Source organism: Streptomyces sp. NPDC045899 (genome assembly GCF_056431485.1).
In genome coordinates, this window is sequence record NZ_JBWKKP010000033.1 from 1 (window position 1) to 25,882 (window position 25,882).

General features: G+C 73.0%; 24 protein-coding genes. 14 read left to right on the top strand and 10 right to left on the bottom strand.

The genetic code is table 11. From position 1 onward, the window contains the following. The first annotated feature begins 159 nt into the window (after positions 1-159). The gene (gene aroQ, locus AC07FT_RS32780; RefSeq protein ID WP_432013143.1) at positions 160-639 is read left to right on the top strand and encodes a type II 3-dehydroquinate dehydratase; all 480 of its coding nucleotides are present in this window, start codon (positions 160-162) and stop codon (positions 637-639) included. A gap of 49 nt (positions 640-688) precedes the next feature. On the opposite strand, the gene AC07FT_RS32785 is transcribed toward aroQ, so the two are convergent. Further along, positions 689-1,474: a DeoR/GlpR family DNA-binding transcription regulator gene (locus AC07FT_RS32785; protein ID WP_479179699.1), complete on the bottom strand. Its 786-nt coding sequence runs from the start codon at positions 1,472-1,474 to the stop codon at positions 689-691. Between the two features lie 191 nt (positions 1,475-1,665). Between AC07FT_RS32785 and AC07FT_RS32790 the strand changes: the two genes are divergently transcribed. After that, positions 1,666-2,559 carry an SIS domain-containing protein gene (locus AC07FT_RS32790; protein WP_479179701.1) on the top strand — a complete coding sequence of 298 codons (894 nt, stop codon included), beginning with the start codon at positions 1,666-1,668 and terminating at the stop codon, positions 2,557-2,559. A 66-nt stretch (positions 2,560-2,625) separates the two neighbouring features. After that, the gene (locus AC07FT_RS32795; protein ID WP_435243048.1) at positions 2,626-3,465 is read left to right on the top strand and encodes a class II fructose-bisphosphate aldolase; all 840 of its coding nucleotides are present in this window, start codon (positions 2,626-2,628) and stop codon (positions 3,463-3,465) included. 44 nt (positions 3,466-3,509) lie between these two features. On the opposite strand, the gene AC07FT_RS32800 is transcribed toward AC07FT_RS32795, so the two are convergent. Then, positions 3,510-4,187, bottom strand: a complete 678-nt coding sequence (locus tag AC07FT_RS32800) for a siderophore-interacting protein (protein ID WP_479179702.1) — start codon at positions 4,185-4,187, stop codon at positions 3,510-3,512. Further along, entirely contained in the window at positions 4,184-5,680 is a 1,497-nt protein-coding gene (locus AC07FT_RS32805) for an MFS transporter (RefSeq protein ID WP_479179703.1), read from the bottom strand. The genes AC07FT_RS32800 and AC07FT_RS32805 overlap by 4 nt, the downstream gene beginning before the upstream one ends. A gap of 132 nt (positions 5,681-5,812) precedes the next feature. Here AC07FT_RS32805 and AC07FT_RS32810 point away from each other — a divergent pair, with 132 nt between their 5' ends. Both AC07FT_RS32810 and AC07FT_RS32815 read left to right on the top strand, forming a co-directional pair. Further along, complete coding sequence (locus AC07FT_RS32810) at positions 5,813-6,742, top strand: LysR family transcriptional regulator (protein WP_479179705.1); 930 nt, start codon at positions 5,813-5,815, stop codon at positions 6,740-6,742. 61 nt (positions 6,743-6,803) lie between these two features. Next, positions 6,804-7,298, top strand: coding sequence for an STAS domain-containing protein (locus AC07FT_RS32815; RefSeq protein WP_479179706.1), 495 nt, complete (start codon positions 6,804-6,806; stop codon positions 7,296-7,298). Here AC07FT_RS32815 and AC07FT_RS32820 read toward each other — a convergent pair. Both AC07FT_RS32820 and AC07FT_RS32825 read right to left on the bottom strand, forming a co-directional pair. Then, positions 7,209-8,195 carry a sigma-70 family RNA polymerase sigma factor gene (locus AC07FT_RS32820; RefSeq protein ID WP_432585354.1) on the bottom strand — a complete coding sequence of 329 codons (987 nt, stop codon included), beginning with the start codon at positions 8,193-8,195 and terminating at the stop codon, positions 7,209-7,211. The genes AC07FT_RS32815 and AC07FT_RS32820 overlap by 90 nt on opposite strands. Positions 8,196-8,373: 178 nt before the next feature. Further along, on the bottom strand, positions 8,374-8,622 hold the full coding sequence (locus tag AC07FT_RS32825) for a DUF6296 family protein (protein WP_479179707.1): 249 nt from the start codon (positions 8,620-8,622) through the stop codon (positions 8,374-8,376). A gap of 130 nt (positions 8,623-8,752) precedes the next feature. On the opposite strand from AC07FT_RS32825, the gene AC07FT_RS32830 reads away from it, so the two are divergent. Next, positions 8,753-10,132 carry an FAD-binding oxidoreductase gene (locus AC07FT_RS32830; protein WP_479179709.1) on the top strand — a complete coding sequence of 460 codons (1,380 nt, stop codon included), beginning with the start codon at positions 8,753-8,755 and terminating at the stop codon, positions 10,130-10,132. A gap of 45 nt (positions 10,133-10,177) precedes the next feature. On the opposite strand, the gene AC07FT_RS32835 is transcribed toward AC07FT_RS32830, so the two are convergent. Together AC07FT_RS32835 and AC07FT_RS32840 are read right to left on the bottom strand one after the other, a co-directional pair. Then, on the bottom strand, positions 10,178-14,626 hold the full coding sequence (locus AC07FT_RS32835; RefSeq protein WP_479179710.1) for a cation-translocating P-type ATPase: 4,449 nt from the start codon (positions 14,624-14,626) through the stop codon (positions 10,178-10,180). A 45-nt stretch (positions 14,627-14,671) separates the two neighbouring features. After that, positions 14,672-15,175 carry a hypothetical protein gene (locus tag AC07FT_RS32840; RefSeq protein ID WP_479179712.1) on the bottom strand — a complete coding sequence of 168 codons (504 nt, stop codon included), beginning with the start codon at positions 15,173-15,175 and terminating at the stop codon, positions 14,672-14,674. On the opposite strand from AC07FT_RS32840, the gene AC07FT_RS32845 reads away from it, so the two are divergent. The 6 genes from AC07FT_RS32845 to AC07FT_RS32870 all read left to right on the top strand — a co-directional run bounded on the left by AC07FT_RS32845 (position 15,162) and on the right by AC07FT_RS32870 (position 21,384). After that, positions 15,162-15,428 carry a hypothetical protein gene (locus AC07FT_RS32845; protein WP_479179714.1) on the top strand — a complete coding sequence of 89 codons (267 nt, stop codon included), beginning with the start codon at positions 15,162-15,164 and terminating at the stop codon, positions 15,426-15,428. The genes AC07FT_RS32840 and AC07FT_RS32845 overlap by 14 nt on opposite strands. Before the next feature lie 306 nt (positions 15,429-15,734). Further along, positions 15,735-16,307: a helix-turn-helix transcriptional regulator gene (locus AC07FT_RS32850; RefSeq protein WP_479179715.1), complete on the top strand. Its 573-nt coding sequence runs from the start codon at positions 15,735-15,737 to the stop codon at positions 16,305-16,307. Positions 16,308-16,451: 144 nt separating this feature from the next. Then, a complete protein-coding gene (locus AC07FT_RS32855; RefSeq protein ID WP_479179717.1) occupies positions 16,452-17,243 on the top strand; it encodes a hypothetical protein in 792 nt (263 codons plus the stop codon). Positions 17,244-17,287: 44 nt separating this feature from the next. Continuing rightward, the gene (cseB, locus tag AC07FT_RS32860; RefSeq protein ID WP_471199592.1) at positions 17,288-18,022 is read left to right on the top strand and encodes a two-component system response regulator CseB; all 735 of its coding nucleotides are present in this window, start codon (positions 17,288-17,290) and stop codon (positions 18,020-18,022) included. 2 nt (positions 18,023-18,024) lie between these two features. Beyond that, positions 18,025-19,284, top strand: coding sequence for a sensor histidine kinase (locus AC07FT_RS32865; protein ID WP_479179718.1), 1,260 nt, complete (start codon positions 18,025-18,027; stop codon positions 19,282-19,284). Positions 19,285-19,422: 138 nt separating this feature from the next. After that, positions 19,423-21,384: a transglycosylase domain-containing protein gene (locus AC07FT_RS32870; RefSeq protein WP_479179720.1), complete on the top strand. Its 1,962-nt coding sequence runs from the start codon at positions 19,423-19,425 to the stop codon at positions 21,382-21,384. On the opposite strand, the gene AC07FT_RS32875 is transcribed toward AC07FT_RS32870, so the two are convergent. Beyond that, complete coding sequence (locus AC07FT_RS32875) at positions 21,316-21,681, bottom strand: hypothetical protein (protein ID WP_479179721.1); 366 nt, start codon at positions 21,679-21,681, stop codon at positions 21,316-21,318. The genes AC07FT_RS32870 and AC07FT_RS32875 overlap by 69 nt on opposite strands. Continuing rightward, the gene (gene ctaD / locus AC07FT_RS32880) at positions 21,678-23,354 is read right to left on the bottom strand and encodes an aa3-type cytochrome oxidase subunit I (RefSeq protein ID WP_479179722.1); all 1,677 of its coding nucleotides are present in this window, start codon (positions 23,352-23,354) and stop codon (positions 21,678-21,680) included. The genes AC07FT_RS32875 and ctaD overlap by 4 nt, the downstream gene beginning before the upstream one ends. 104 nt (positions 23,355-23,458) lie before the next feature. On the opposite strand from ctaD, the gene AC07FT_RS32885 reads away from it, so the two are divergent. Together AC07FT_RS32885 and AC07FT_RS32890 are read left to right on the top strand one after the other, a co-directional pair. Beyond that, positions 23,459-24,034 carry an RNA polymerase sigma factor gene (locus tag AC07FT_RS32885; protein ID WP_479179724.1) on the top strand — a complete coding sequence of 192 codons (576 nt, stop codon included), beginning with the start codon at positions 23,459-23,461 and terminating at the stop codon, positions 24,032-24,034. Beyond that, positions 24,031-25,011 carry a CU044_5270 family protein gene (locus AC07FT_RS32890; protein ID WP_479179725.1) on the top strand — a complete coding sequence of 327 codons (981 nt, stop codon included), beginning with the start codon at positions 24,031-24,033 and terminating at the stop codon, positions 25,009-25,011. Before AC07FT_RS32885 ends, AC07FT_RS32890 begins: the two co-directional genes overlap by 4 nt. A 34-nt stretch (positions 25,012-25,045) precedes the next feature. Here AC07FT_RS32890 and AC07FT_RS32895 read toward each other — a convergent pair whose 3' ends face one another. Continuing rightward, entirely contained in the window at positions 25,046-25,834 is a 789-nt protein-coding gene (locus AC07FT_RS32895) for an Fpg/Nei family DNA glycosylase (protein ID WP_479179726.1), read from the bottom strand. Positions 25,835-25,882 lie beyond the last annotated feature (48 nt).

Consider the following 25,882-nt stretch of genomic DNA (forward strand, 5'->3'; position numbering starts at 1 on the left):
CTCCCTCCCCCCCCCCCCCCCCCCCCCCCCCCCCCCCCCCCCCCCCCCCCCCCCCCCCCCCCCCCCCCCCCCCCCACCGCCGGACCGGGTCCCATGGCCGGAACTCCCTCGCGGCGCTCTACGATGCAAGACCGGAACGCCCAAGGAAGGACCTCCGCCATGGCCATCACTCCCGTGCGCGACCGCACCACGATCATGGTCCTGAACGGGCCGAACCTGAACCTCCTCGGGCGCCGTCAGCCCGAGATCTACGGCACGGACACCCTGGCCGACATCGAGAAGCTGGTCGCGGAGACCGCCGCGCCGCACGGTCTGTCCGCCGACTGCCGGCAGAGCAACCACGAGGGACAGCTGATCGACTGGGTGCAGGAGGCACGGGAGCGCCACGCGGCCGTCATCATCAACCCCGCCGGGTACTCGCACACCTCGGTCGCCCTGCGGGACGCCCTGGCCACCTGCGACGGGATGCCGATCGTCGAGGTGCACATCTCCAACATCCACCGGCGCGAGACCTTCCGGCACCACTCCTATGTCTCGGAGCTGGCCGACGGCGTGATCGCCGGATGCGGTATCCAGGGGTACGCCTTCGCGGTGGAGCGGGCGGCCGCGCTGCTCGCCACCGCCCGGGCCTCGTCCTGAGGAGCCGCCGGTCCGCCGGACCCTGATGCCCCGTCAGGCCCGATGACCGTCAGGCCCTGATGACCTGGACCCCGGCTTCGGCGTAGGGGGCGATCCGTGACTCGTCGGCGCCGGTGTCCGTGACCAGTACGTCGATCGCGTCGAGCGGGCAGATCCGGGCGAACGCCCGCCGGCCCAGTTTGGAGCTGTCCGCCACGACCGCCACCCGCGCCGCGCGGGCGGCCATCAGGTGGTTGATGCTGGCCTCCCCCTCGTGGTGGGCGGTGGCCCCCTGGACCGCGTCCAGGGCGTCCACGCCGAGGACCGCCAGATCGAGCGAGACCTCGGTGAGTACACCGGTGGCCAGCGGCCCCATGAGCTCGAACGACTGGGGACGGGCGACCCCGCCGGTGAGCACGATCTTGACCTGGGGGCGCACCGCGAGCTCACTGGCGATGTTCAGCGCGTTCGTCACGATCGTGACACCCGGGCCGCCGTCGGCCGCGGTCAGCTCACCGCGGGTGGCGATGGCACGGGCGGCTTCGGTGGTGGTGGTCCCCCCGTTGAGGCCGACGATCGAACCGGGTTCGACCAGCCGGGCGACGGCCGTGCCGATCCGCTGCTTCTCCGGTGCCCGCCGGGCGGTCTTGTAGCGCAGCGGAAGGTCGTAGGAGAGGTTGTGCGCGACCGCGCCGCCACGGGTGCGGGTGAGCATCTGCTGCTGGGCCAGCTCGTCCAGGTCCCGCCGGATGGTCGCGGCGGAGACCGACAGCTCGGCGGCCGCCTCGTCGACCTCGATCCTGCCGTCCCTGGCCAGCAGCTCCAGCAGGGCGTTCCAGCGCTCGGGCCGCTTCACGCCGTCTCCTTAAGCCCTGTCTCGTGTCCGTCGGCACGGACATCTCATCCGGAGTGTCCATACCGTCTGCGCGGAAATCCCGCGATCGTCGCAGCTCACCCTACCCCTCACCGCTCCACACTGGACTTCTCTGCAAGATCCTGCGCATTATCGGCTCATAAATTGCATCTCTGAGCACGCAGAGGAGCCCCATGAGCTACACCGAGGCCGAGATAGCCAGCCAGCCCGACTGCTGGCGGCGCGCGATCGCCCTGGCCCGGGATCCGGAGGGTCCGGTACGGGAGGCGCTGCCCCGGGCGGGTGAGCGGGTCGCCGTCGTCGGATGCGGCACCTCGTGGTTCATCGCCCAGTCGTACGCGGCACTGCGCGAAGCGTCCGGTCAGGGTGAGACGGACGCGTTCGCGGCGTCGGAGATGCCGGTGGGCCGCTCCTACGACCGGGTGGTCGCCCTGTCCCGGTCGGGCACCACGACCGAGGTGCTGGAGCTGCTGGGCGCGCTGCGCGGCACGGTGCCGACCACCGTGATCACCGCGGTGCCCGGCTCCCCGGCGGTCGCCGCCGCCGACGCCGCGGTCGTCCTGGACTTCGCGGACGAGGAGTCGGTGGTGCAGACGCGCTGGGCCACCAGCGAACTGGCCCTGCTCCGCGCCCATCTGGGCGACCCGCTGGACGCACTGGAGGCGGAGGGCAAGGCCGCGCTGGCCGAACCGCTGCCCGGGGAGCTGGTGACGGCCGGACAGTTCACCTTCCTGGGGCGGGGCTGGTCCTACGGGGTCGCGCTGGAGGCCGCGCTGAAGATGCGGGAGGCCGCCGGGGCGTGGACCGAGGCGTACCCGGTGAAGGAGTACCGCCATGGGCCGATCAGCGTCACCGGCCCGGGAAGCGTGGTGTGGTGGCTCGGTGAAGGGCCCTCGGGACTGGCGGACGAGGAGGTCACCGGCCCCGGTGGCCGGCTCGCCGGACACGGCCGCGATCCGCTGGCCGAACTGGTCGTGGTGCAGCGGCTCGCGGTGGCGATCGCGGCGGCGCGCGGACTGGACCCGGACCGCCCCCGCAATCTCACCCGGTCGGTGATCCTCCCGTGAGCGGGCGGGCGGACGGGGTACGGACGGGCGGGAAGCCCCGGAGCGACGGGCGAAGGGAGCCGGGCCATGCCGCTGGTGGCCACCGGTGAGATCGTCGGGCCGGCCGCGCGCGCCGGGCTCGGCGCGGGTGCGTTCAATGTGATCCAGCTCGAGCACGCCCAGGCCATCGTGGCCGGGGCGGAGGCGGCCGGTGCCCCGGTGATCCTCCAGATCAGCGAGAACGCGGTGCGCTACCACGGTGCCCTGGCCGCCATCGGCCGGGCGACCGTGGAGGTGGCCCGCGCGGCACGGGTGCCGGTCGCGGTCCACCTCGATCACGCCACCGGGCCCGACCTGGTGCGGGAGGCGGTCGAGCTCGGCTTCGGCTCGGTCATGTTCGACGCCTCGGCCCTGGACTACGACACCAATGTGACATCGACCGCCGCCGTGGTGGCCGGCTGCCATGCCCGCGGGGTGTGGGTCGAGGCCGAACTGGGCGAGGTGGGCGGCAAGGACGGGGTGCACGCACCCGGCGCCCGGACCGATCCGGCCCAGGCCGCCGCCTATGTGGCGGCCACCGGTGTGGACGCGCTCGCGGTCGCGGTCGGGACGTCGCACGCCATGGTGGTCAAGGAGGCGGTGGTCGATCTGGAACTGGTCGCGGCGCTGCGCGCGGCCGTGCCCGTTCCGCTGGTGCTGCACGGTTCCTCCGGGGTGCCCGAAGCGGATCTGACCCGGGTGGTGGAGGCGGGGCTGACGAAGGTCAACATCGCCACCCACCTGAATGTGGCCTACACCCGGGCCATTCGCGACCATCTCGCCGAGCACCCCGGGGCGGTGGATCCACGCCGCTATGTCGCCGCGGCGCGCGACGCGGTGGCACATGAGGTGGCGCGGCTGCTGAAGCTGGTGCGGGCCGCCGCCTGACGGTGGGCGGGGGCCGGGACCCGGGTCCCGGCCCCCATCCACGGTCACTCCATGCCGGTGCGTCCGGGGGTCCAGAAGGGCTTGGTGACCACCGAACGGCGGGGCCAGGTGAGGTCGTTCACCAGATGGCGCCGGACCGCCTGTACGGTGCGGGCCTCGCCCGCGACATAGGCCACCCCCGGCCGCGCGGGGAGGCCGAGGTTCCGGAGCGCCCCGATCAGGGTCCGGGAGGAGGCGGCCGGGCCGCCGTTCCGGTAGCGCCAGCACACCTCCCGGGACAACGGGAGCCGGTCGTCCGCGGTGTCCACCTCGACCAGGCCGTACACCGTCTCGGTGGGGTCCAGCGCGGCCATCATCGGCCCGAAGGCAGCCGTCGCGGTCTCCTCCCCCACGAACAGGTGGTACGGCGCCGGCCGGGTGACGAACCCGCCCTCGGGGCGGCCGAACAGCACCTGCTCACCGGGACGTACGGTACGGGCCCACCGGGCGCCCGGACCGTCGCCGCCGTGGTCGAGCATCCGCAGTTCCACGGCCCCGCCGTCGAGGTCCCACACCGAGTAGGTGCGGCGCGGGCCGCGCAGTCCGCCCAGATGGAGACGGATCTGCTGGCCGGGGACCCATGACAGCTCGCGGCAGGCGATCCTGACCCGCCGCATCCGCCCGGTGGCCACCCCCGCGTACTCGACGGTGCCCCGGACCAGGAAGCGTTCGAGCAGGTTCACCGCTTCTCCTCCCGGAACCAGAGGACCACCACGACGGCCAGGATCGCCACGACCGCGGCGACCACCCGGAATCCGACGGTCATGGCGTCCGTGAAGGCGGCGACGGCACGGGCGTGCTCGGCGGCGCCCAGTGACCGCGCCGCCGTCATCGCCTCGCCGGGCGAATCCGCGTGTCCGCCGAGGGAGTCGGGCAGCCGGTCGGTGAACCGGGCGGTCAGCACCGTGCCCATGACGGCCACGCCCAGCGCGCTGCCGACCTCCCGGGCCGCGCTGCCCAGACCGGAGCCGAGTCCGGCCCGGCTGTGCGGCAGCGCGCCGAGGATCGAGGCGGACAGCATCGGCATGGACAGCCCCATCCCGGTCGCCGTCACCAGGAACACCGCGGCGTACAGCGGATACGGGGTGTCGGCGTCGGCGAGGGAGAGCAGGGCGAGTCCGCCCGCGAGGGCGATGAGCCCCGCCGCGATGACCCGTCCCTCGCCGATCCGCTGGCCCAGCGGGATGCTGCGCCGTGAGACCACCAGCATGCCGATGGCCAGGGGGCCGATCGCGAGGCCGGTGAGGACGGGCGAGTAGCCCTTCACGTACTGGAGGAACTGCGCGTTGACGAAGAACAGCGCGAAGAGACCGAAGAAGGTGAGGGTCACCCCCAGCACACCCGCCCGCAGCCGGGGCACGGCGAACACCCTCGGGTCGATCAGCGGATGCGCGGCGCGCAGCGCGTACAGCACGAAACCGGTGAGGACGACCGCGGAAGCGGCGAAGGCACCGAGGACGGTGGCCGAGGTCCAGCCGCGTTCGGGTCCCTCGATGACGCCGAAGAGCAGGGCCACGAAGCCGAGGACGAGCAGGACGGTGCCCACGATGTCCGGGTCGGCGGGGTGGCGTTCACCGCGCGGTGCATAGCGGGCGGTGAGGACGAACAGCACCAGGGAGATCGGCGCCACGCACCAGAACAGCCCCTGCCAGGGCAGGTATTGCAGGATGAGGCCACCGCCGAGGTTGCCGACCATTCCGGCGGCGCCGGTGGCCGCGGTCCACACCGCGATGGTGTGCGGCCGCCGCTCGGGCGGGGCGGCCTGGAGGGCCAGCGAGAGGGTGGCGGGCATGATCAGCGCGGCCCCGGCGCCGGTGAGCGCACGGGCGGCGATGAGGACCGCGGGCCCGGGGGCCAGTGCGGAGGCCAGGGCGCCCACGGTGAACAGCGCGAGTCCGCTGAGCAGGGCGCCCTTGCGTCCGCAGCGGTCGCCGAGCGCCCCGGCCGGTATCAGCAGACAGGCGAAGACGATGACGTACGCGTCGACGATCCACAGCAGTTCGGTGGAACCGGGGTGCAGGGAGCCGTTGTTCAGCTGGGGGATGGCGAGGTTGATGGCGGCGACGAGCGCGATGGTCAGGATCACGCAGGACGACATCAGGGCCAGCACGCCGCCGGAGCGTGGCGCGGTGCGGCCCGGCGCCGGCGGCGCGGGACGTGCGGTGGTGACGGTCATGGAGAACCTCACGGAGCGCGGAAGACGTGGCCGCTCTCGGACGAGAGCGGGGATGGATACGGCGGCCGACCGTCGCTTGTAACGTAGGCGCCCCTGAGACATAACTTCAAATGCAACTTATGCAAGGAATAAGTGCACGTGACGCAATCAAAGCTGGACTTCAATCTGCTGGTCGCACTCGACGCCCTGCTGGAGGAGGAGAGTGTGAGCGGCGCGGCCCTGCGGCTCCATCTGTCGAGTCCGGCCATGAGCCGTACGCTCGCCCGGATCCGCACGGCGCTCGGCGATCCGGTGCTGGTGCGTTCGGGGCGGCGGATGGTGCCGACACCCCGGGCGCTGGCGCTCCGCGAGGAGGTGCGCGAGGTCGTGGAGCGGACGCGGGCGGTGTTCGCCCCCGCCGGGGAGCTCGAACTGGCCACGCTGGAGCGCACTTTCACGCTGCTGGCGGACGACGGGCTGCTGACGCTCATCGGGATGGGGCTGCTGGAGCGGGTCCGCCGGGAGGCGCCGGGCGTCAGTCTGCGGCTCGTCCCGGAGGGCCCCGGAGAGACCTCCGTGCTGCGGGAGGGCCGTGCCGATCTGGAGCTGGGGGTGTTTCACGATCCGCCGCCCGAGTCCCGGGTGGAGCGTCTGGTCACCGATGACAACGTGGGGGTGGTCCGCGGCGGCCATCCGCTGCTCTCCGGGCCCATCACCCCCGAGCGCTATGCCGCGGCCGACCATCTGTCGGCCTCCCGCCGGGGGCTGTTGCACGGCCCGATCGACGAGGCGCTCGGCGAACTGGGGCTGCGGCGGCGGGTGGTGGCCTCGGTGCCGACGTTCGCCTCGGCCCTGCTGGTGACAGCGGACAGCGATCTGGTGGCGCGGGCCGGGAGACTGCTGACCCGGCCGCATGTCGAGCGGCTGGGGCTGGCCACCTTCGAGATTCCGCTGGAGCTGCCGCGGCTGCCGATCGGACAGCGGTGGCATCCGCGGTACGACGCGGATCCCGCCCATATCTGGCTGCGCGGCTGCGTCCGGGAGATCGCGGGGGCGATCGGACCGGGGACCGGGGGCCGATGACTTTCCCGCCGCCCGAGGGTCCTTGCTGATGAGCACCACTGAACACCACAACAGGAGGTGGATGTTGGCCGGTCCCGAGAACACGCCGAAGCGCCGCGCGGGCGGCGGTGAGCCGCCGGAGGTGAGGCCGGTGCCGCGCCGGCGGCCCCCGGTCGTCCTGGTGCTGGACGCATCCGTGGGGCGGGCGGAGGTGCCGCGGCTGTGTGAGCGCCTCGGGGAGCTGGCGCACGGCGGCGGCCCCGGCCCGGTGACGGTGGACGTGGGCGCGGTGAGCCGCCCGGACCTGGCCGTGGTCGAGGCCCTGGCCCGGCTGCGGCTCACCGCCCGGCGGCTGGGCCGCGGGATGCGGCTGCGGAACGCCGGGGGTGAGCTGCGGGAGCTGCTCTCCTGGGCCGGTCTCGAGGAGACCCTGAGCGACGGGCCGAACGGACCCCACGGCGCGTCCGCGCCGGGCCCGGGGGACGGTCTACGGGTCGATCCGCTCGGGGAGGCCGAAGAGCGGGAACAGGGTCTGGGTGTCCAGGAAGGAGTTGAGCCCGGTGATCCGCCCGTCTGATATCTCCAGCACCTGGAGCGCCCACGGTTCATGCCCGCCGTCGGGGGCCGGACGGTACTGGCCGAACGCGGGTGTCCCGTTCGCCACCGTGGGGACCAGCCGCGAGCCCCGGCATCCGGCGCCGTGGCCCACCAGCCACTGGCGGATGTGCTCATGGCCGCGCAGCCACAGCTCGTAGGGCGGCATCGACAGGGTGGCGTCCTCGTGCAGCAGCGCGGTGAGGGAGTCCAGGTCGTACCGCTCGAAGGCGTCCACATAGCGGGCGAGCAGCGCGCGCTGCTCCTCGTCCAGGGGCTTCACCGGGTCACTGGCGGTGATCTCGGTCGCGGCGAGGGTGGCCCGTGCGCGCTGCAACGCGCTGTTGACCGAGGCCACGGTGGTGCCCAGCAGCTCGGCGACCTCACTGGCCTTCCAGGCCAGCACCTCGCGCAGGATCAGCACCGCGCGCTGCCGGGGCGCCAGATGCTGGAGGGCGGCGACGAACGCCAGGCGCACCGAGTCCCGCTGGGCCGCCACCTCGGCGGGGTCTCCCCCGTCGGCCAGCACCTGACCGTCCGGGACGGGGCCCACCCAGGTGGCCTCCGGCTGCGCTGCCAGCGTGGTCGGGTACGGGGTGGCGGCGGAGGTCAGGTCCATCGGGCGGGCACGGCGCTTGCTCCCGTTCAGCATGTCCAGACAGACATTGGTGGCGATGCGGTAGAGCCAGGAGCGCAGGGCGGAGCGGCCCTCGAAGCGGTCCAGACCCCGCCAGGCGCGGACCATCGTCTCCTGGACGGCGTCCTCCGCCTCGAAGGCCGAGCCCAGCATCCGGTAGCAGTAGCCGGTGAGCTGCACCCGGAACGGCTCGAGCTGGAGCTCGGCACCGGCCGCACTGTCCACCGCGGCGACATCACTCATGGAAGGCTCCCTGCCGCGCGGCGACGCACCGGACCGCCGCACCGTCGATCGTTCTCCGGTTCCAGTGAGTGCACCGTATAGGGCGGGTCTGACAATCCACCCCGACGTGCGGAAACACCGGACATCACGGGCGGGTCGCACGGTCGCGCACAGGGTCCTCGCACACCGTGGCGGCCCCTCAGGCCACCGGGCGGGCGGTCACTGCGGAGGAGTGCACCTGGTGACCACCGCTGGCGATCATCCGCACCTCGGCGCGGTCGCTGATCTCCGCCCGTACGATCCCGGTGTCATCCGCGTACACCGGATGCCCGCCCGGTCCGCTGGTCTCCGTGCGGTGCACCACGACCACGTCCTCACCCATGGTGTCCTGCGAGGTCAGGTCACCCAGATCGATGAAGACCAGTTCATATCTCTCCTGACGCCCCATGACGCCCTCCTCCCGCGCCAAGGTGGCCCCCTGGCTTACAAACCGGGACAATCCACCCTATCGGACGTATCCGCCCCCGCACGACCGCAGGGCGCCCACCTCGGCATTCACCCCCGACAGAAAGGTGATCATGAGCACCGACGCACGGGACGCACGGCTGGAGGGAACGGTCGTCGAGCGCGGCGACCCCGGGTACGAGCGCGTGTGGGCGCGCATGGTGTGGAACGGGGTCAAGCCCGCACGCTTCCCCGACATGATCGTGACGGCCGCCTCGGAACGGGATGTCCCCCGGGCCGTCCGGCTGGCCCGCTCCCGTTCGCTGGGCGTCAGTGTGCGGTCCGGCGGACACAGCTGGTGCGCCTCCCCGCTGCGCGAGGGAACCCTGCTGCTCGATCTGTCCCGGCTGCGCGGTATCACCGTCGATCCCGGCCGTCGCACCGCGGAGGTCCAGCCCGGGGTCACCGGGGGTGAACTCGCCGCGGAGCTGGACCGGTACGGACTGGTCTTCCCCTCCGGCCACTGTCCCTCCGTGGCCGTCGGCGGCTATCTGCTCAGCGGTGGGCTCGGCTGGAATCCAGGGGTGTTCGGGCCCGCCTGCGCCAGTGTGACGGGGATCGAGGCGGTGACGGCGGACGGGGAGGTGGTCCGCTGTGACGCCGGGGAGCACTCCGGGCTCTTCTGGGCGGCGCGCGGTGCCGGTCCCGGTTTCTTCGCCGTGGTGACCCGGTTCCGGCTGCGGCTGCGTCCGCTGCCGTCGGCGATCACGGCCACCGCGTACTCCTTCCCGCTGGCCGATGCCGAACCCGTGGCGCGCTGGATCGCCGGGGTGGCCGAGGGGCTGGACCCGGGCGTCGAGGCCGGGCTGACCCTGGCCACCGCCGGAACGGAGGTCTCGGGAGCCCGGCCGCGCCCCAAGGTGGTGTCGGTGACCGCCACCGCCTTCGCGGACTCACGGCAGGAAGCCCTGCGGTGGCTGGCCCCGCTGCGGGACTGCCCGTTCCCCGGACGCGCCCTGTCCCGGCGGGAGGAGGAGCCGACATCCCTGGCGTCGATGTACGCGGGCTGTGACACGGTGTGGCCCCGGGAGCACCGCTACGCGGTGGACACCCTGTGGTCCGACGAGGACCTGGGCACGCTGATGGCGCTGTGCGGCGAGGCGATGGCGATGGCCCCCTCCGAGAAGTCCCTCTTCCTGGTGCCGCTCGCCCCCGCCTCGCGGAACCCGGAACTCTGGCACGACATGGCGTTCTCCGTCCTGGGCCGCAACTACCTGGTGCCCTACGCCGTCTGGGAGGACCCCGACGAGGACGGCGCCCAACTGCGGTGGCTGCGGCGGACGATGGAGCTGCTGGAACCGCTGGGCACCGGCCACTACATCGCCGAGGCCGACCTCCCGGCCGGACTCTCGCGCGCCGAGCGGTCGTTCACACCGGACGACTGGCGGCGGCTGGAGGAGCTGCGGGCCCGCTACGACCCGGACGGGGTCTTCCCCGCGCCCCTCCCCCGCTGAGGGACGGCCGCCACCGGAAGCACGAGGGCGGTACGCCCCGGGACATCACTCCTCGTCGCCGTCGGCGGCGGGCTGCCGGAGCGCCAGTTCACTGACCAGTGGCGTCAGCGCCGACCCGAAGAGCGTGGCCGCCGCGATCGAACCCAGGGTGATGCCCCAGGCCAGCGGGCCCAGCGGGGTGCAGCCGAAGAAGTGGCTGACACCCGGGGTCTGGATGATGGCGGCGAGAACCGCGGCGGAGCCCAGACCCGCGATCAGCACATGCCGGTCCAGTCCGCCGGTGGCCAGGGTCTGCGCCAGCTGGGTGCCGACGAGCGCGGCCAGCGCCACCGTACGGGCCCGGCGGCCGCGTCCGGTGAGCCGGGCGCCGGTCCACGCCACCCCGGCACCGGCGGCGGTGATCAGCCCGCGCAGCAGCATCTCCTTGGTCAGCGCGGTGCCCAGGGAGCGGCTGGGCCCCTCCTTCAGCAGCCGTTCACCGGTGTGGCCGGTGGGTTCGCGGACCGCGATGGCCAGCGCCGGGGCGAGGTCGGTCAACAGGTTCACCAGCATGATCTGCCGGGCGCTGAGCGGGGTGCTGCCGGTGAGCGCGGAGGCCACCACGCTGAAGGTGACCTCGCCGAAGTTGCCGCCGATGAGGATGGCGAGCGCGGCCCGTACCGACGCCCACATGGCGCGGCCCTCCATCAGGGCCGACACGATGGTCTCCAGCCGGTCGTCGGTGACGACCAGGTCCGCGGCGGCGGTGGCGGCGGGGGTACCGCGCCGCCCCAGGGCGATGCCGACGTCCGCGAGCCGGATGGCGGGAGCGTCGTTGGCCCCGTCGCCGGTCATCGCCACCACCTTCCCCAGGCGCTGGTACGCCTGGACGATCCGGACCTTGTGGTGCGGGCTGCACCGGGCGATGACGTCCACCGTGGGCAGCAGCGCGTCGAGTTCGGTGTCGTCCATCTCGTCCAGCTCGGGTCCGGTGCACACGGTCGGTTCGGGGGTGTCGATGACGGTGGCGGCGATGGCGTCCGCCGTGGCCGGGTGGTCCCCGGTGAGCATCACCGTCTGCACACCGGCCTCGCGCAGCCGCGCGGTGGCGGGGGCGGCGCCGGTTCGGACCGGGTCGGCGAGCGCGATGAACCCGAGGAAGACCAGGTCCGAGACGGACGCGTCGGTGAGCTCCTCGCCCGCGCGGACGGGGCGTTCGGCCACCGCCAGCACCCGGCGTCCGGCACCGGCCAGTTCCTCGGCGACCGCGGTCAGTTCGCGCACGGCGGCCTCGTCCAGGTCGGTGGCGGTGGGCGAACCCGGGGTCTGCCGCCGGACACAGCGGCCGAGCACTCCTTCCGGCGCCCCCTTCACACTGAGCAGGGCGCCGCGCGAGGAGTTTCCCGCGGTCGCGTGGTACGCGCGGGAGGGCTCGAACGGCAGCGAGTCGGTACGCCGCCAGCGGGGCGCGCCCCGGCGTACGGCGACCCCGGCCCGGCGGGCCCCGGCCACGACCGCGCGGTCGGTCTGGTGCGCCATGGGCTCCGACTGCCGGGCGGGCGGGGTGGCGCGCAGGGCGGCGGCGAGCACGGCCTTGCGGGGGGAGTCGAGCCGGTCCGCGGGGAGCGGTCCGCCACCGTCGCTGACGGCGGCGAGCTGGAGGGTGCCCTCGGTGAGCGTGCCGGTCTTGTCGAAGCACAGGACCTCGGCACGGCCGAGCGCCTCGATGGTGCGGGGGTTGCGGACCAGTGCGCCGAGGTCCGCCAGACGGCGGGCGGCGGCCAGTTGGGCGGCGTTGACCAGGAACGGAAGCCCTTCGGGGACGGAGGCGACGGCAAGGTTGACCGCGGAGGCCAGGTTCTCGGTGAGCGGATGGCCGTGCAGCAGTCCGGCGCCGGAGACGGCGGCGGCGGAGCCGAGGGCGATGGGCAGACTGGCCCGGGTGAGCGAGGTCAGCCGGGCCTCGACACCGGTGACGGGGGCGGCCTGGCGGGCGGTGGCCAGACTCCGGCCGACCTCGGTGGAGGGACCGGTGGCCACCACGACGGCCTGGGCCCGCCCGGCGGAGACGGTGGTGCCCTCGTAGACCATCGAGGCGCGCTCGGTGAGGTGCGCGGCGACCACCGGCGCCGGATCCTTGGCCACCGGCAGGGATTCCCCGGTGAGCGAGGACTCGTCGACCTCCAGTCCGTCGGTCTCCAGCAGCCGGCAGTCGGCGGGCACCACGTCCTCCGGGCCCAGCGCGATGATGTCCCCGGGGACCAGGGCTCCGGCGGTGACCAGGCGCGCGGTACCGCCGCGCCGTACCCGCGCGCCCACCGCGGAGCGGGCGAACAGCTCCGCGAGCGCCTTTTCGGTCCTGACCCGCTGGAAGCCGCCGACGAGCGCCGAGGTGCCGGTGATGGCGGCCACGAGCGCGGCGTCGGTGCGCGACCCCACGGCGGCGGCGAGCGCGGCACCGGCGGCGAGAACCGGGGTCAGGGGGTTGGCCAGCTCCTCGACGAAGGCCGAGGGGAGGCTGGTGCCGGCCGGCTCGCCGGTGCGCGGGCCGCCCCCGGCACGTGCCGCGGCCTGCTCGGCGCTGAGCCCGTCGGTACCGGTGCACAGCCGTTCCAGCACCCGGGGGACGGGCATCAGGTGCCAGGGGGTGGTGGTCACCGGCGGCACCATGGGGCGGGCGAGCAGCTGCCGGGCGCGCCAGGCCCCCATGCAGAAGGCCACGGTTCCGGCGGCGGTGCCCGCGCCGGCGCCGCGGGCCGCCGCCTGGCGCCGCGGTGCCTTGAGGGCGGCGACGGCGCCGATACCGCTGCCGCTCGCCGAGAGCAGGGCGCTCTCCCGGTCGACCCGCGCGGCCACGCCCACGGCGTCCACGATGAGCCCGGCGGACTCCAGGTCCGCGCCGACCAGCAGATGCGCGCCCCATGCCGGGGGCTCGCCCTCGCGGTGCACCCCGACCCCGCAGTCGGCCGCCCCCAGTGCCCGGCGGTTGCCCGAGAGCAGCAGCACGATCGCGCCCTCGGCCTGGAGGGCGCGGACGGAGGCCACGAGGCGGCGGCCCGCCGGGGCCACCGCGTCCGCGAAGGTGAACGCCGTGGGACGCGGACGGTCGGTGGCCAGGACGATCCGCGCACCGGCCCGGCGGGCCGCGGCGGCCACCGCCTCGGCTCCCGGAACCGCCTGGGCGGCCAGTCCCGCCACGGCCTGGAGGCGGTGCCCCTCGGCCAGGCCGAGCACCCGCTCGCTGCCCCTGCGGCGGAGCGTTCCGGCGGCCTTGCTGCCGCTGCGGCCGGACAGCTCCAGCCGGTCCAGCGGGCCGAGCACCCAGCCGTCGTCCCGCCGCACCTCCAGGGGAGCGTCGGGGTCGAAGAGGTCGAAGAGCCGCTCACTGACACGTTCCGGATCCACACCGCCGAGCAGTTCCACGTCGACGGGTTCGTAGCGGTCCCCGCGGAGGGCGGCCTCGTCGAGGACGACCGTGTCGACCTGTCCCAGCCGCCGCAGGGAGCTGCGGTCCATGGCCAGCACACCGCGCAGCGCCAGGAACCGGCCGAGGCTGGTCGCGAACCCCTCCCGTCCGGCCCCCGGGGCCTTGGGTATCGACGAGAACGCGACGGCCAGCCCGCGGCGGGGCCCGGCGAAGGGCGTGCTGAGCGCCCCGGCCAGCGCTCCGGTGGCCATCGAACGCTCGGCGAAGACCTCCATCCGGTCCCGCGGGGCGGGACCCGGTCGTTCGACCACGATCGGCTCGGCCACCACGTCCTGGGGCCCGTGCACCAGCTGCGGCTCCATCGCCGCCCACGCCTCGCCCTCGGCCCCGGCCTCCCGCCACAGGGCCATGCGTTCCAGCAGGTCCAGCGCGAGCCCTCCGCCCCGGGTGGCCACGCCCTGGGTCAGCGCGCTGAGCACGGGCAGGGTGGCCTGGGTGGGCTCCCCCCGGGTGAGGGCCAGGGCAAGCCGCCGCAGCCGCGGATGGTTCTGGATCGCGGACACGGTGGCACCCACCTCGGTGGGCAGTTTCAGCCACGGTGCCAGACGCAGCACGGTGGCCACGCTCAGTCCCACCACATCGGCGGCCAGGACGGACAGGGACTGGGCGTCCCGGGGGCCGCCGGAAGGGTGGCGGGGTTCCGGCGCCCATTCGTCGAATTCCTCACCGGGGACGGTGGGCACCTGCGCTTCCGCCCGTTCGACCAGGGCCATCAGCTCCAGCTCGGACGGCGGCGGGGAGGCCACGGCCACCACGACCCGCTCGGAGGGGGCGTTCACCCGGGCCCACAGCACCCTCTGGTGCTCCTCCAGGGCCCGCTCCACCCGGCGTGCGACCTGCTCACCGCCGATGCCGTGCACTCCGTGCACCTCGATGTAGTAGCGCCCCGGGTACGACCAGACGCCGCGGTCCGTGGAGCGGACCAGCCGGCCGACGGCGGCGGCGGCCCGGGCTCCGGCGGACATCCCGTCCGTGATGGGCCCCAGCAGCGAGGACATGGGCAGGTGCAGCCCAGACAGCGGTGACATCGGCCAGACCTCCGCTCCCCGGGCAGCCTGCCCGGTTCATCCCGATTACCCTGAAAAGGGAAGAAGATTCCGACGCTCATCACGTGTGGACGTGAGACCAGTGACCACTCCCACCAGTTCCCGCCGGGGCGGTTCCCCGGCGACGGCGAAGTCCGCGGGCGGCGGCCGGGCCACGAAGACCGCATCGGCCGGATCGGCCGCGAAGGCCGCCGCGACACCCAGGAAGACGACGCCGAAGACGGCAACGGCACAGAAGACCACGGCGAAGGCGACACCGGCGAAGAAGTCGACGACGGCCGCGACGGCCAAGAAGACCGCGGCGACGGCCAAGAAGACCGCGGCGGGCTCGACGGCCAAGGTGACCAGGACCGCGGCGAAGGCGACCAGGACCACGGACCGTCCCGCCAAGGCGGCGCGGACGCAGGCCGGGACGGCCAGGAACACCAAGGCCGAGAAGACCGCGAAGCGCTCCCGGACGGCCAAGGCGGCGAAGGCCATGACCACCACGCGCAGCGACGGCCACCGTTCGGTGACCGTGACCATGCCCACGCTCGGCACCATGGGCCACGCCACGACCCGGGCGGCCGGCGGTGCCGCGCACGCGGCCATGATGCCCTTCCACGTCGCCCGGCGGATACTGCCCGCCAAGGGCGGACTGCCCCTGTACGCGGGGCTCGGAGCGCTCGGCGCCGTGGAGGTGCTCGAGTGGCCCGTGGCCGTCGGCATCGGCGTGGGCTACGCGGTGCTGCGCCGCGGCGGTGTGATGGCACCGCCGTCCACCGGCCGCGAGGCCACCACCTGAGGGCACCCGCCCCCTTCGTACTCCGGTCCGGCCGACGGTTCGGCCTGCCTCCATCTCGCGCTACCGGACGGTGCGTCAATGCACCAACCGGTAGCGCGTGTTCGGGCATAAACGGTCACGGCTGCGGGGGAATCGGTCAAGAGGATTGGCCCAGATCATTGGTATACACCGAGAAGTTCATCTAACACCCGTCACGCGAACTCCCCTAGGAAAGCGGTGAGTCCCTTGGCCCTCCCCCACACCGCCCGGGTCGTCCCCCGTCCCTCCGGCCCGGCCCTGCGCGCCATGCCACGGCACGCGACCGGCATGGCCACACTTGCGCCCGGTCTCCAAGTGCTGGCCGGGGACCACGACTTCTTCCGGCACTTCGGAGGCTCCTCGGCCGAACTGTGCGGCCGCCATCTCTTCGAGCTGCTGCACCCCAGCGCTCCAGCCGTGCTGCGGGAACACTTCTCGCGGCTCCACGACGGGAGGCGTACCCGGTTCACCGAGCGCGTGGTGGGATACCGCTCACGTGACCACGTGTTTTCCGGAGAGCTGACCGGTACCGCGATCCAGGGCCGGTCCCACCGGCTGTCGGCCATCGTCGTGCTGATCAAACCGGATGACACGCGGTTCCAGGGCACCCAGCCCGCCCAGCGCACCCTGTTGTCGCCCCTGGAGGCCCGGATACTCGAGGGCGTCGCCACCGGCGCCTCGACGCAGGAACTGGCCGGGAAGCTCTACTTGAGCCGGCAGGGCGTGGAGTACCACGTGGGATCGATGCTGCGGAAGCTCAAGGCGCCCAACCGGGCGGCGCTGGTCGCACGGGCCTACGCGGCGGGAATGCTGACGGTGGGTACCTGGCCCGCCACGGTGCGGCCGGACTTCGTCAAGTAACGGCCCGGCAGGCGGCCTTCCGGGCAGCGATTCGGGCATGATCCGGGCACCGTTCCGGTGGCCGACGGGCATTCCCCGTCGGCCATCCGCCGTTTCCCCCGCCGCCCGGTGGGCGTCCGGGCCCCTCGGTAGGCTGGCAGCGCTATGCACTCCTCCCCCTCCGAGCGGCGCACGGACCGGCGGCTGGCCCGGGCCCGGTCGGCGCGTCGTGTCCTCCCCGCTCTGCTGGCGGCCGGTGTGGCCCTCGGCGCGGCCGGTTGCGCGCCCCAGGCCGGACCGCGCGACGGCGGCGCGGCGCCCAAGCTGTCCGCGCCCACCAGCGCCTCCCCGCTGTGGCCGCGCTACACCCCGTCGTCCAGCCCCCAGCCGGGCAAGACCCCGCCCCCCTACGTCCGGTATCTGCCGCTCGAGAAGGTGCGGGTGCCCAAGGACGGGGTGACCGCGCTGTCGGCGCGGACGCTGCTGGAACGCGATCCCAACCTCCCGGCCATCGTGCCGATGTCGGTCAGACCCTGCCCTGGCCGGGGCTGTCCCATGCGCAAGGCCGTGCACCGCGATCTGACCGGGGACGGCCGGGACGAGATGGTGGTGGCGGTCGATCTGCCCAAGTTCGACCGGACGTTGCTGCAGGTCTACTGGGCGTCGGGACGGACGGTCCGCCCGATCCTGGTGTTCTGGGGTCCGCTGGGGCTGGGCGGTGACACCTACGGACACGATCTGCTGGTCACCGCGACCGGCGACGCGGGCCGCTACACCACCCGCTTCCACTGGAACGGCAAGGTGATGGCCGCCGTTTCACCCGGCGGTGCCACCAGCGGCCCGCCCGAGGGCCAGGCTCCCGGCGACCCCGGCGACCTCGGCGGACCGGACAGCGGGCTCGGCCCGGACGACGGCACCGGTACGGACACCGGCACGGATACGAGGACGATCCCATGACCTCCCCCTACCCCCCGCCCGGCCCGTCCCCGGTACCCGGGTCCATGGCCGCGCCCGGGGCCGCGTCCGAGGCGCGCATCCTGCTCGTCGAGGACGACGAGGTCATCCGCAACACGGTGCGGATGGCGCTGGAGCGGTACGGCTTCACCGTGCACACCGCGGGCGACGGCCTCACCGGTCTCGAGGTGTTCCGCGAGGCACGGCCCGATCTGCTGCTCCTGGACGTCATGCTGCCCGAACTGGACGGCATCGGACTGTGCCGCAGAGTCCGCGAGTTCAGCCTCGCCCCGATCCTGATGATGTCCGCGCGGGGCGATTCGCTGGACGTCGTCTCCGGTCTGGAGGCGGGCGCCGACGACTATGTGGTCAAACCGTGCGAGAGCGCGGTCCTGGTGGCCCGCATCCGTTCACTGCTGCGCCGTGCCTCGTTCGCGCCGGTCCTCCGCTCCGGAACACCGGCCCGGGCGGACGGCGCGGAGCCCGGGGGCGACCCGGACACCCTCGTCTTCGGCGATCTGACCATCGACACCCTCGGTATGGAGGTGCGCCGGGAGGGCGAGCCGCTCGCGCTGACCCCCACCGAGCTGCGGATGCTGCTGGAGTTCGCCGGTTCACCGGGGGTCGTCCTGGAGCGCCGCACCCTGCTCAGCCGGGTCTGGGACCACGCGTGGCAGGGCGACACCCGGGTGGTGGACCTCCATGTGCAGCGGCTGCGGGCGAAGATAGGCGCCGAGCGGATCGAAACCGTCCGTGGCTTCGGCTACAAGCTGCGGCGCTGACCATGGCTCTGCGATGGCGTATCACGGCGCTGGTGGCGGCGGCCACCTGTGCCGTCGCGGCGGCGGTCGGGGTACTGGTGCACCACGCCTCACGGGACCGGGAGCTGTCCCAGGCCCGTGACACCGCCCGGACCACCCTGGACCGGGCCGCGCTCATCTACGCCCGCACCGGCGGGGTCCAGGGTTCCGGCGCGGTGATGGACGCGCCGGGAGTGCCCGATGGTCTGCGGCGGCTGGTCCGGCGGGGTCACCAGGGCACCGAGTTCACCACGGGGGCCGACGGGCCCGCGATGTGGGCGGCCCGGCCCGCCCCGGACGGCCATGTGCTCTCCGTGCACGTCGATATGAACACCCCGATGCGGGACATCGGGGCGCTGGACACCAACATCATCCTGGCTGGTCTGGTGACCACCGCCGTGGTACTGCCGCTGGGGGTGGTGACCGCCGAGCGGATGAGCCGCCGGCTGCGGACCGCGGCGGCCACCGCGCGCCGGATCGCCGCCGGTGATCTGGACGCCCGGATCTCCGCCGGTCCGCGGCCCCATGACGAGATCGCCGAGATCTCCGGGGCCGTGGACTCGATGGCGGCCGCGCTCCAGGAACGGCTGCGCGGGGAGCAGCGGTTCACCGCCGATGTGGCACATGAGCTGCGCACCCCGCTGATGGGCCTGGTGACCGCCGCCGAACTGCTGCCGCCGGGCGAGGCCGCGGGATACGTACAGGACCGGGTGCGGGTGCTGAGCACGCTGGTCGAGGACCTGTTGGAGATCTCACGGCTGGACGCGGGGGCGGAGGAGCCCGATCTGTCGCCCTGTCCGCTGCGGCCCGTCCTGGCGGAGGTGATCGCCCGTACCGGGCTGGCCGCCCGGTTGCGCGCCCCGGACACCGGCACCGGCCCCGAGGACGGTACGCGGGTGTGCACCGACCCCCGCCGGCTGGAGCGCATCGTGGCCAACCTCGTGGTCAACGCGCATCGGCACGGCAAGGAGCCGGTGGAGGTGACGGTGTTTGCGGACGGCCGGACGGTGACCGTCCGGGATCACGGCTCCGGCTATCCGGACGATCTGCTGGAGAACGGGCCACAGCGGTTCCGCACCGGTGTCCGCGAACGCGGCCGCGGCCACGGTCTGGGGCTGACCATCGCGGCCGGCCAGGCCCGGGTGATCGGCGCGGCGCTGGAGTTCGGCAACGCGCCGGACGGCGGCGCGGTGGCCACGCTCCGGCTGCCCGAGGGCCCGGCGCGCGGGGCGATACACGGCTGATACACGATCGAGCGGCAGTCGAGGGACGGCCGATCCCGGGCCGAGACGCCGTGGTGCGGATCCGAAGATCTTCCCTCCGGAGGATGACGGCGGCCCGCCGCGCACCCCGTACGGCGGGATCGACGGAGGTGCTCGCCCATGACAGGTCCGCGGACGGCTCTACGCGCACGGCGCTCGCCGGAACAGGCGGAGGTGTGTGAGGGGACGCGGACGGACGACACCGGGCGCTCGAGACGGCGCAAGCGCAAGCACCCGGCGCGGCGGACCGGGATACGGCGCTTCTTCACCTGGCGGAAGGTACTGGCCTACGTCGCCGCTCTGCTGGTGCTGTCCATCGGCGCGTTCACCGTGCTCTACTACGCCATCGACATCCCCCGGGCCAATGCCCAGGCGAAGGCGCAGAGCAATGTCTACAAGTTCAGCGACGGCACGGTGCTGGCCCGCACCGGTGAGATCAACCGGGAGATGGTCCCCATCAGCCGGGTGCCCAAAGAGGTGCAGCGCGCCTTCGTCGCGGCCGAGAACAAGTCCTTCTACCAGGACTCGGGGGTCGATCCGATGGGTGTGCTGCGCGGCATGGTCAACACCGTGTCCGGGAAGGGCACCCAGGGCGGTTCGACCATCACCCAGCAGTACGTCAAGAACTACTACCTGAGCCAGGAGCAGACGGTCACCCGCAAGATCAAGGAGCTGGTGATCTCGCTCAAGGTCGACCAGCGCAACTCCAAGGACGACATCCTCGCCGGGTATCTCAACACCAGCTACTTCGGCCGGGTCGCCTACGGCATCCAGGCCGCGGCCCGCGCCTACTACGGCAAGGAGGTCGGCGGCCTCACGGTCGAGGAGGGCGCCTACCTGGCGGCCCTGGTGCAGGCCCCCAGTCAGTACGACTGGGCGGTGGCGAGCGCCAAGGGCAAGCGGATGGTCCGGCAGCGCTGGAACTACGTGCTGAACAACATGGTCGAGATGGGCTGGCTGGACCGGGCGGAGCGGCAGCGGATGCACTTCCCCGTACCGGTCGCGCCGAAGCCCGCCGCGGGCCTCGGCGGCCAGGCCGGATACCTGGTCGACGCGGCCCGCAACGAGCTGATCGCCTCGGGCGTCAGCGAGCAGGAACTCGCCGCCGGAGGCTGGACGATCACGCTCAGCGTCGACCGGGCCATGCAGCGGGCGCTGGAGCGGTCCATGGCACGGGCGCTGAAGCCGTCCGGTGCCGGGGGGAAGCCGGGTGCGGACACCGAGAACACCCAGGGCGGGGCGGTTTCGCTGGACTCGAGGAACGGCCGGGTCCTGGCGCTCTACGGCGGCCGTGACTACACCGAGCACTACCTCAACAACGCCACCCGCGGCGACTACCAGGCGGGTCCGGTGTTCGAGCCGGTCACCCTCGCCGCGGCGCTGGAGGAGAAACGGCGCGCCGCCACCGCACCCGGTGCCCCGGCCACGGTGCGCCGCACCGCCAAGGCCCTCGGTATGGACACCGAGGGCGAGGGGTTCCGGTCCCGGGAGTCGGTGCGGCTGGGGCTGATGGGCGCCAGTCCGCTGCGGATGGCCGGGGTCTACGCCTCGTTCGACCGGCACGGCAAGCGGGTCACCCCGTCGCTGGTGATGTCGGCCGAACGCGGTGACGAGAAGGTGGACCTGCCGGACGCGGTGGGCGGCCGGGCCGTCGACCGGACCACGGCCGACGCGATCACCAGCAGTCTGCTCGAGGACGACGGGGCGACCGCGGCACGCGCGCTCCGGCGGCCCGCCGCGGGCAAGGCCGGGGTCTCCGACGACAAGAAGGCGTCCTGGTTCATCGGCTACACCCCGGAGCTGGTCACCTCGATGGCCCTGTTCGGCGAGAACGCGAAGACGCGTAAGCCGGTCAGGCTCGCGGACACCGGCACCGGCCGGGTGTCCTCGCTGTGGCGTGCCTACTCCGAGGAGGTGCTGCGCTCCACCCCGGCCTCGGGGTTCGACACCGGCCCCGGCCCCGGCGCGGGGTCGGTGGAGGTGCCACCGACCCCGCTGCCGGGGCTCACGGGCCTACCTCGCCGCGAGGGCGGGGGCGGTGACGGCCAGGACGAGAAGCAGGGCCGCCCCGCCGCCCAGTAGACAGGCCACCAGCAGCCGGCGGCGCAGCGCGCGATAGGTCTCCTGGTACTCGCCCCGGAGCTCCTCGCAGCGCCGCGCCACCTGGCGCAGGTTCCGCTCGGTGGCGGTCAACTGTTCCTGGACGTAGAGGCGTTCGACCTCCGCCCGCTGGGCGGAGGTCAGCCAGTCCAGCCGCCCGGTGAAGCGACGGGCCCGCTCCCGGGCGATGTCCTGTTCCCGGTGGAGCAGCAGATAGCCCTCGATACGGTTGATACCGGCGGCGACGTCCCCGGCCCCGGTGGCTCCGGCCGCGTTCACGCCACGGTCTCCTTCCGCTCGGCGTCGGTGCGCAGATCGGGGTGGTGGAGGTCGAAGGCGGGCGATTCGGAACGGATCTTCGGCAGCTCCGTGAAGTTGTGGCGCGGCGGCGGGCAGGAGGTGGCCCACTCCAGGGAACGGCCGTAGCCCCACGGGTCGTCGGTCTCGACCTTCTCGCCGTACTTGGCGGTCTTCCAGATGTTGTAGAAGAACGGCAGGATCGACAGGCCCAGCACGAAGGAGAAGATGGTGGACAGCGTGTTGAGGGTGGTGAAGCCCTCCACCGCCAGGTAGTCGGGGACCCTGCGGAGCATCCCCTCGGTGCCCAGCCAGTGCTGGACGAGGAAGGTGCCGTGGAAGCCGAGGAAGAGCGTCCAGAAGGTGATCTTGCCGAGTCGCTCGTCCAGCATCTTGCCGGTGAACTTGGGCCACCAGAAGTGGAAGCCGGCGAACATCGCGAACACCACGGTGCCGAAGACCACGTAGTGGAAGTGGGCCACCACGAAGTACGAGTCCGAGACGTGGAAGTCCAGGGGGGCCGAGGCCAGGATGACACCGGTCAGCCCGCCGAAGACAAAGGTGATCAGGAAGCCGATCGCCCAGAGCATCGGGGTCTCGAAGCTCAGTGAGCCCTTCCACATGGTGCCGATCCAGTTGAAGAACTTGATTCCGGTCGGGACCGCGATCAGCAGGGTCATGAAGGAGAAGAACGGCAGGAGTACGCCGCCGGTCACATACATGTGGTGTGCCCAGACCGTCACCGACAGACCGGCGATCGAGATCGTCGCGGCGATCAGCGAGATGTAGCCGAACATCGGCTTGCGGGAGAAGACCGGAATGACCTCCGAGACGATCCCGAAGAAGGGCAGCGCGATGATGTACACCTCGGGATGGCCGAAGAACCAGAAGAGGTGCTGCCAGAGCAGCGCGCCACCGTTGGCCGCGTCGAAGATGTGCGCCCCGAACTTGCGGTCCACTTCCAGGGCGAACAGCGCGGCGGCCAGCACCGGGAAGGCCAGCAGTACCAGGACACCGGTGAGCAGGACGTTCCAGACGAAGATCGGCATCCGGAACATCGTCATGCCCGGAGCGCGCATGCAGATGATCGTGGTGATGAAGTTGACCGCACCGAGGATCGTGCCGAAGCCGGAGAGGGCCAGACCCATGATCCACATATCCGCGCCCACACCCGGCGACCGGACCGCGTCGGAGAGCGGCGCATAGGCGAACCAGCCGAAGTCGGCCGCGCCCTGCGGGGTGAGGAAACCGCCCACCGCGATCAGCGAGCCGAAGAGGTACAGCCAGTACGCGAACATGTTCAGCCGCGGGAACGCCACATCGGGCGCACCGATCTGCAGCGGCATGATCCAGTTGGCGAAGCCCGCGAACAGCGGGGTGGCGAACATCAGCAGCATGATCGTGCCATGCATGGTGAACGCCTGGTTGAACTGCTCGTTCGACATGATCTGCAGACCGGGGCGGGCCAGCTCGGCGCGCATGAAGAGCGCCATCACCCCGCCGATGCAGAAGAAGCTGAAGGCGGTGACGAGGTACAGGGTGCCGATCGTCTTGTGGTCGGTGGTGGTCAGCCACCGGACGACCGCGGACCCGGGCCGGGTGCGGCGCGCCGGGAGGGCCTCCGGCGCTGCCGCGACAACAGTGTTGTGACTCATGCCCGGTAGGTGTCCGGCACCGTTCGGATCGTCACGGAGGAGCCGCTGGAAATTTTCTTTTCCGAAGGTGTGATGATCGGGGCTATGCCGGACACCAACCGATCATGAGCACCGACGACGTCTTCGACGCCGCCTATCGCGAGCACTACTGGGCGGTCAGCCGCTTCGTCGCGCGCCGTCTGGACGAACAGACGGCGGATGTCGAGGAAGTGGTCGCCGAAGTCTTCGCGGTGGCCTGGAGACGTCGCGCCGAACTGCCCGACCCGCCCCTGCCCTGGCTGTACGGCGTGGCCCGGCACTGTCTGGCCAACACCGTGCGCGGCCGGGGCCGCTACCGCAGGCTGCTGGCCCGGCTGGGCCACCACGAGTTGACCCGGGACCAGCGCACGGTGCCCAGTCCCGACGCGGAACGGCCCGGCTCCTGGGTGCTGGAGGCGCTGGACCGGCTGGGCGAGACCGATCAGGAGGTGCTGCGGCTGACCGCCTGGGAGGAGCTCTCCGTCGACGAGGTGAGCACCGTGCTGGGCTGCGGCCGGTCGGCGGCGGCGATGCGGCTGCACCGGGCGCGGCGGCGGCTGCGGACGGAGATCGACCGGCTGCAGCGCAGGGATTCGGTCGCACTGGGGTGCGTGAGCGGGACGACGGGCAACACGGCGAGCGACAAGGACGGACGGCCATGACCGATGAACTGGAACTCCTGCGCGACGCCGATCCCGTGTCCGCCCGGACCGGACCCTGGCGGGACCGCCCGCTGGACGCCCGCGCCGAACTGCTCCTGCGGCGGCTGCACCTCCAGCGGCGGCGCCGGACCGTCCGCCGCAGGCTGCTCGCCGTCGAGGGCCTGGCGGCGGCCACCGTCCTCGCCCTCGCGCTGACCGTCTCCGGCGGTGGCTCCACCCCCGCGGTGGCCGTGCCACGCCCCCTGGTGGCGCACGCCTCCCGCGCCGACGTACCGCTGGCGGAGATCGCCCGGCGGGCGCGCGCGGCGGCCGAGGCCGCCCCGGGCAGGAGTGTGCGGGGCAGCCATGTGCAGACCTGGTCGATGGGGATGGAGTCGGGCAAGGGCGCGCGGCCCCCGGTGACCTCACCCGTGGAGTCGCTGACCACCTGGAACGCGGACGGCAGCGGCGACCTGCTCGAGGTGGCCACCGATCCGCGCTACCCGGGCCGTCCGGTCATCGACGGCGGTGACCCCCCGCGTACCGTCCACGACGGCAAGGTGGTGAACCGGGAGCACTATCCGAAGGGCACCCACGGAGCCAACCTGGAGTACTTCGAGGCCCCTCCGGCCGGAGTGGCCGCACTGCGCGAGTACCTCGCCGCGTGGCTGCCCGGCGCGGAGAGGGACCCGGTGTCCCTGCTCTCGGCCGTGGAGTCGTTCCAGACGGTGTGGACACCGGGGCCCCGCCAGATCGCGGACATCGCCACCCTGCTCTCGCGGACGGAGGGGATGCGCCCGGCGGGCCGGGTCACCGACCGGCTCGGACGGGAGGGACAGGGGTTCCGGATGTCCGGGAGCAATGGCAGCCGGTATCTGGTCATCCTGGACCCGGACGACGGACGGCTGCTGGACCTCGAACTGACCGCCACCCGGGCCGAACCCGACTTCCGGCTCAAGGCCGGTGCGGTGATGTCCTACACGGCCTGGCGGAGCTGACCAGCGCCGGGCAGCGCATCGCGCGCGGCCGGGGTCAGCCGCCGTCCGGCTGGCAGTGCGGGCACCAGGCGCTGGTACGGCCCGCGATCCGGCCGCGGCGCAGCGGACGGTCGCAGCGCGGGCAGTGCGGATCGGGGTCGTCGCGGTGGCCGGTGAGCCAGCCGGACCGGTCGGGCACCCGCCCCGCCCGTACGGAGGTGCGCAGCACCTGGCGCATCGCGGTGTGGAGCCTTCGGCGCTCGTCCGGGTCCAGTGTGCCCGCGCGGTGCCGGGGGTGGATCCGGGCCCGCCACAGGATCTCGTCACCGAGCAGATTGCCGAGCCCGGCGACCACGGACTGGTCGATCAGGGTGGCCTTGACGCTGCCGCGCCGGTCCGCCAGCCGGGCGTCGAGGCCGGCCCGGTCCAGGGTGAGGGCGTCGGGTCCCTGGGGACCGAGCACCCGGTCGACGGCGGCCTCGGTGGCGGCGAGCCAGAGGCCGCGCAGCTTGCGCTGGTCCTCGTAACCGAGCCGGTGGCCGTCGTCGAGGGTGAGGGCCACCCGCTCGAACCGTCCGGGCGGCGTGCCGCCGTCCGCGCAGACGAGGCGTCCGGTCATGCCGAAGTGGAGGAGCAGCGTCGGGCCGTCGGTGGGAGCGATCAGCCATTTGCCGTGCCGCCGGGGCGCGGTGAAGCGGCGGCCCTCCAGCTCGCGCCGCAGCCGCCCCGGGGTCACCCCGTGCAGCACACCCGGGTCGGCCACCTCGACACGTTCGACGCGGCGACCCCGGGCGCAGGAGGCCAGGGTGCGCCGGAACCCCTCGACATCGGGCAGCTCGGGCATGCCACCAGCCTACGTACGGCCCCGGCCGGGCGCATGTGCGCGCGGGGA

Coding starts and splice junctions, on each gene's coding strand:
- aroQ (WP_432013143.1), top strand. CDS start 160: ATGGCCATCACTCCCGTGCGCGACCGCACCACGATCATGGTCCTGAAC.
- AC07FT_RS32790 (WP_479179701.1), top strand. CDS start 1,666: ATGAGCTACACCGAGGCCGAGATAGCCAGCCAGCCCGACTGCTGGCGG.
- AC07FT_RS32795 (WP_435243048.1), top strand. CDS start 2,626: ATGCCGCTGGTGGCCACCGGTGAGATCGTCGGGCCGGCCGCGCGCGCC.
- AC07FT_RS32805 (WP_479179703.1), bottom strand. CDS start 5,680: ATGACCGTCACCACCGCACGTCCCGCGCCGCCGGCGCCGGGCCGCACC.
- AC07FT_RS32815 (WP_479179706.1), top strand. CDS start 6,804: ATGTTGGCCGGTCCCGAGAACACGCCGAAGCGCCGCGCGGGCGGCGGT.
- AC07FT_RS32820 (WP_432585354.1), bottom strand. CDS start 8,195: ATGAGTGATGTCGCCGCGGTGGACAGTGCGGCCGGTGCCGAGCTCCAG.
- AC07FT_RS32825 (WP_479179707.1), bottom strand. CDS start 8,622: ATGGGGCGTCAGGAGAGATATGAACTGGTCTTCATCGATCTGGGTGAC.
- AC07FT_RS32830 (WP_479179709.1), top strand. CDS start 8,753: ATGAGCACCGACGCACGGGACGCACGGCTGGAGGGAACGGTCGTCGAG.
- AC07FT_RS32835 (WP_479179710.1), bottom strand. CDS start 14,626: ATGTCACCGCTGTCTGGGCTGCACCTGCCCATGTCCTCGCTGCTGGGG.
- AC07FT_RS32850 (WP_479179715.1), top strand. CDS start 15,735: ATGGCCACACTTGCGCCCGGTCTCCAAGTGCTGGCCGGGGACCACGAC.
- AC07FT_RS32855 (WP_479179717.1), top strand. CDS start 16,452: ATGCACTCCTCCCCCTCCGAGCGGCGCACGGACCGGCGGCTGGCCCGG.
- cseB (WP_471199592.1), top strand. CDS start 17,288: ATGGCCGCGCCCGGGGCCGCGTCCGAGGCGCGCATCCTGCTCGTCGAG.
- AC07FT_RS32865 (WP_479179718.1), top strand. CDS start 18,025: ATGGCTCTGCGATGGCGTATCACGGCGCTGGTGGCGGCGGCCACCTGT.
- AC07FT_RS32870 (WP_479179720.1), top strand. CDS start 19,423: ATGACAGGTCCGCGGACGGCTCTACGCGCACGGCGCTCGCCGGAACAG.
- ctaD (WP_479179722.1), bottom strand. CDS start 23,354: ATGAGTCACAACACTGTTGTCGCGGCAGCGCCGGAGGCCCTCCCGGCG.
- AC07FT_RS32885 (WP_479179724.1), top strand. CDS start 23,459: ATGAGCACCGACGACGTCTTCGACGCCGCCTATCGCGAGCACTACTGG.
- AC07FT_RS32890 (WP_479179725.1), top strand. CDS start 24,031: ATGACCGATGAACTGGAACTCCTGCGCGACGCCGATCCCGTGTCCGCC.
- AC07FT_RS32895 (WP_479179726.1), bottom strand. CDS start 25,834: ATGCCCGAGCTGCCCGATGTCGAGGGGTTCCGGCGCACCCTGGCCTCC.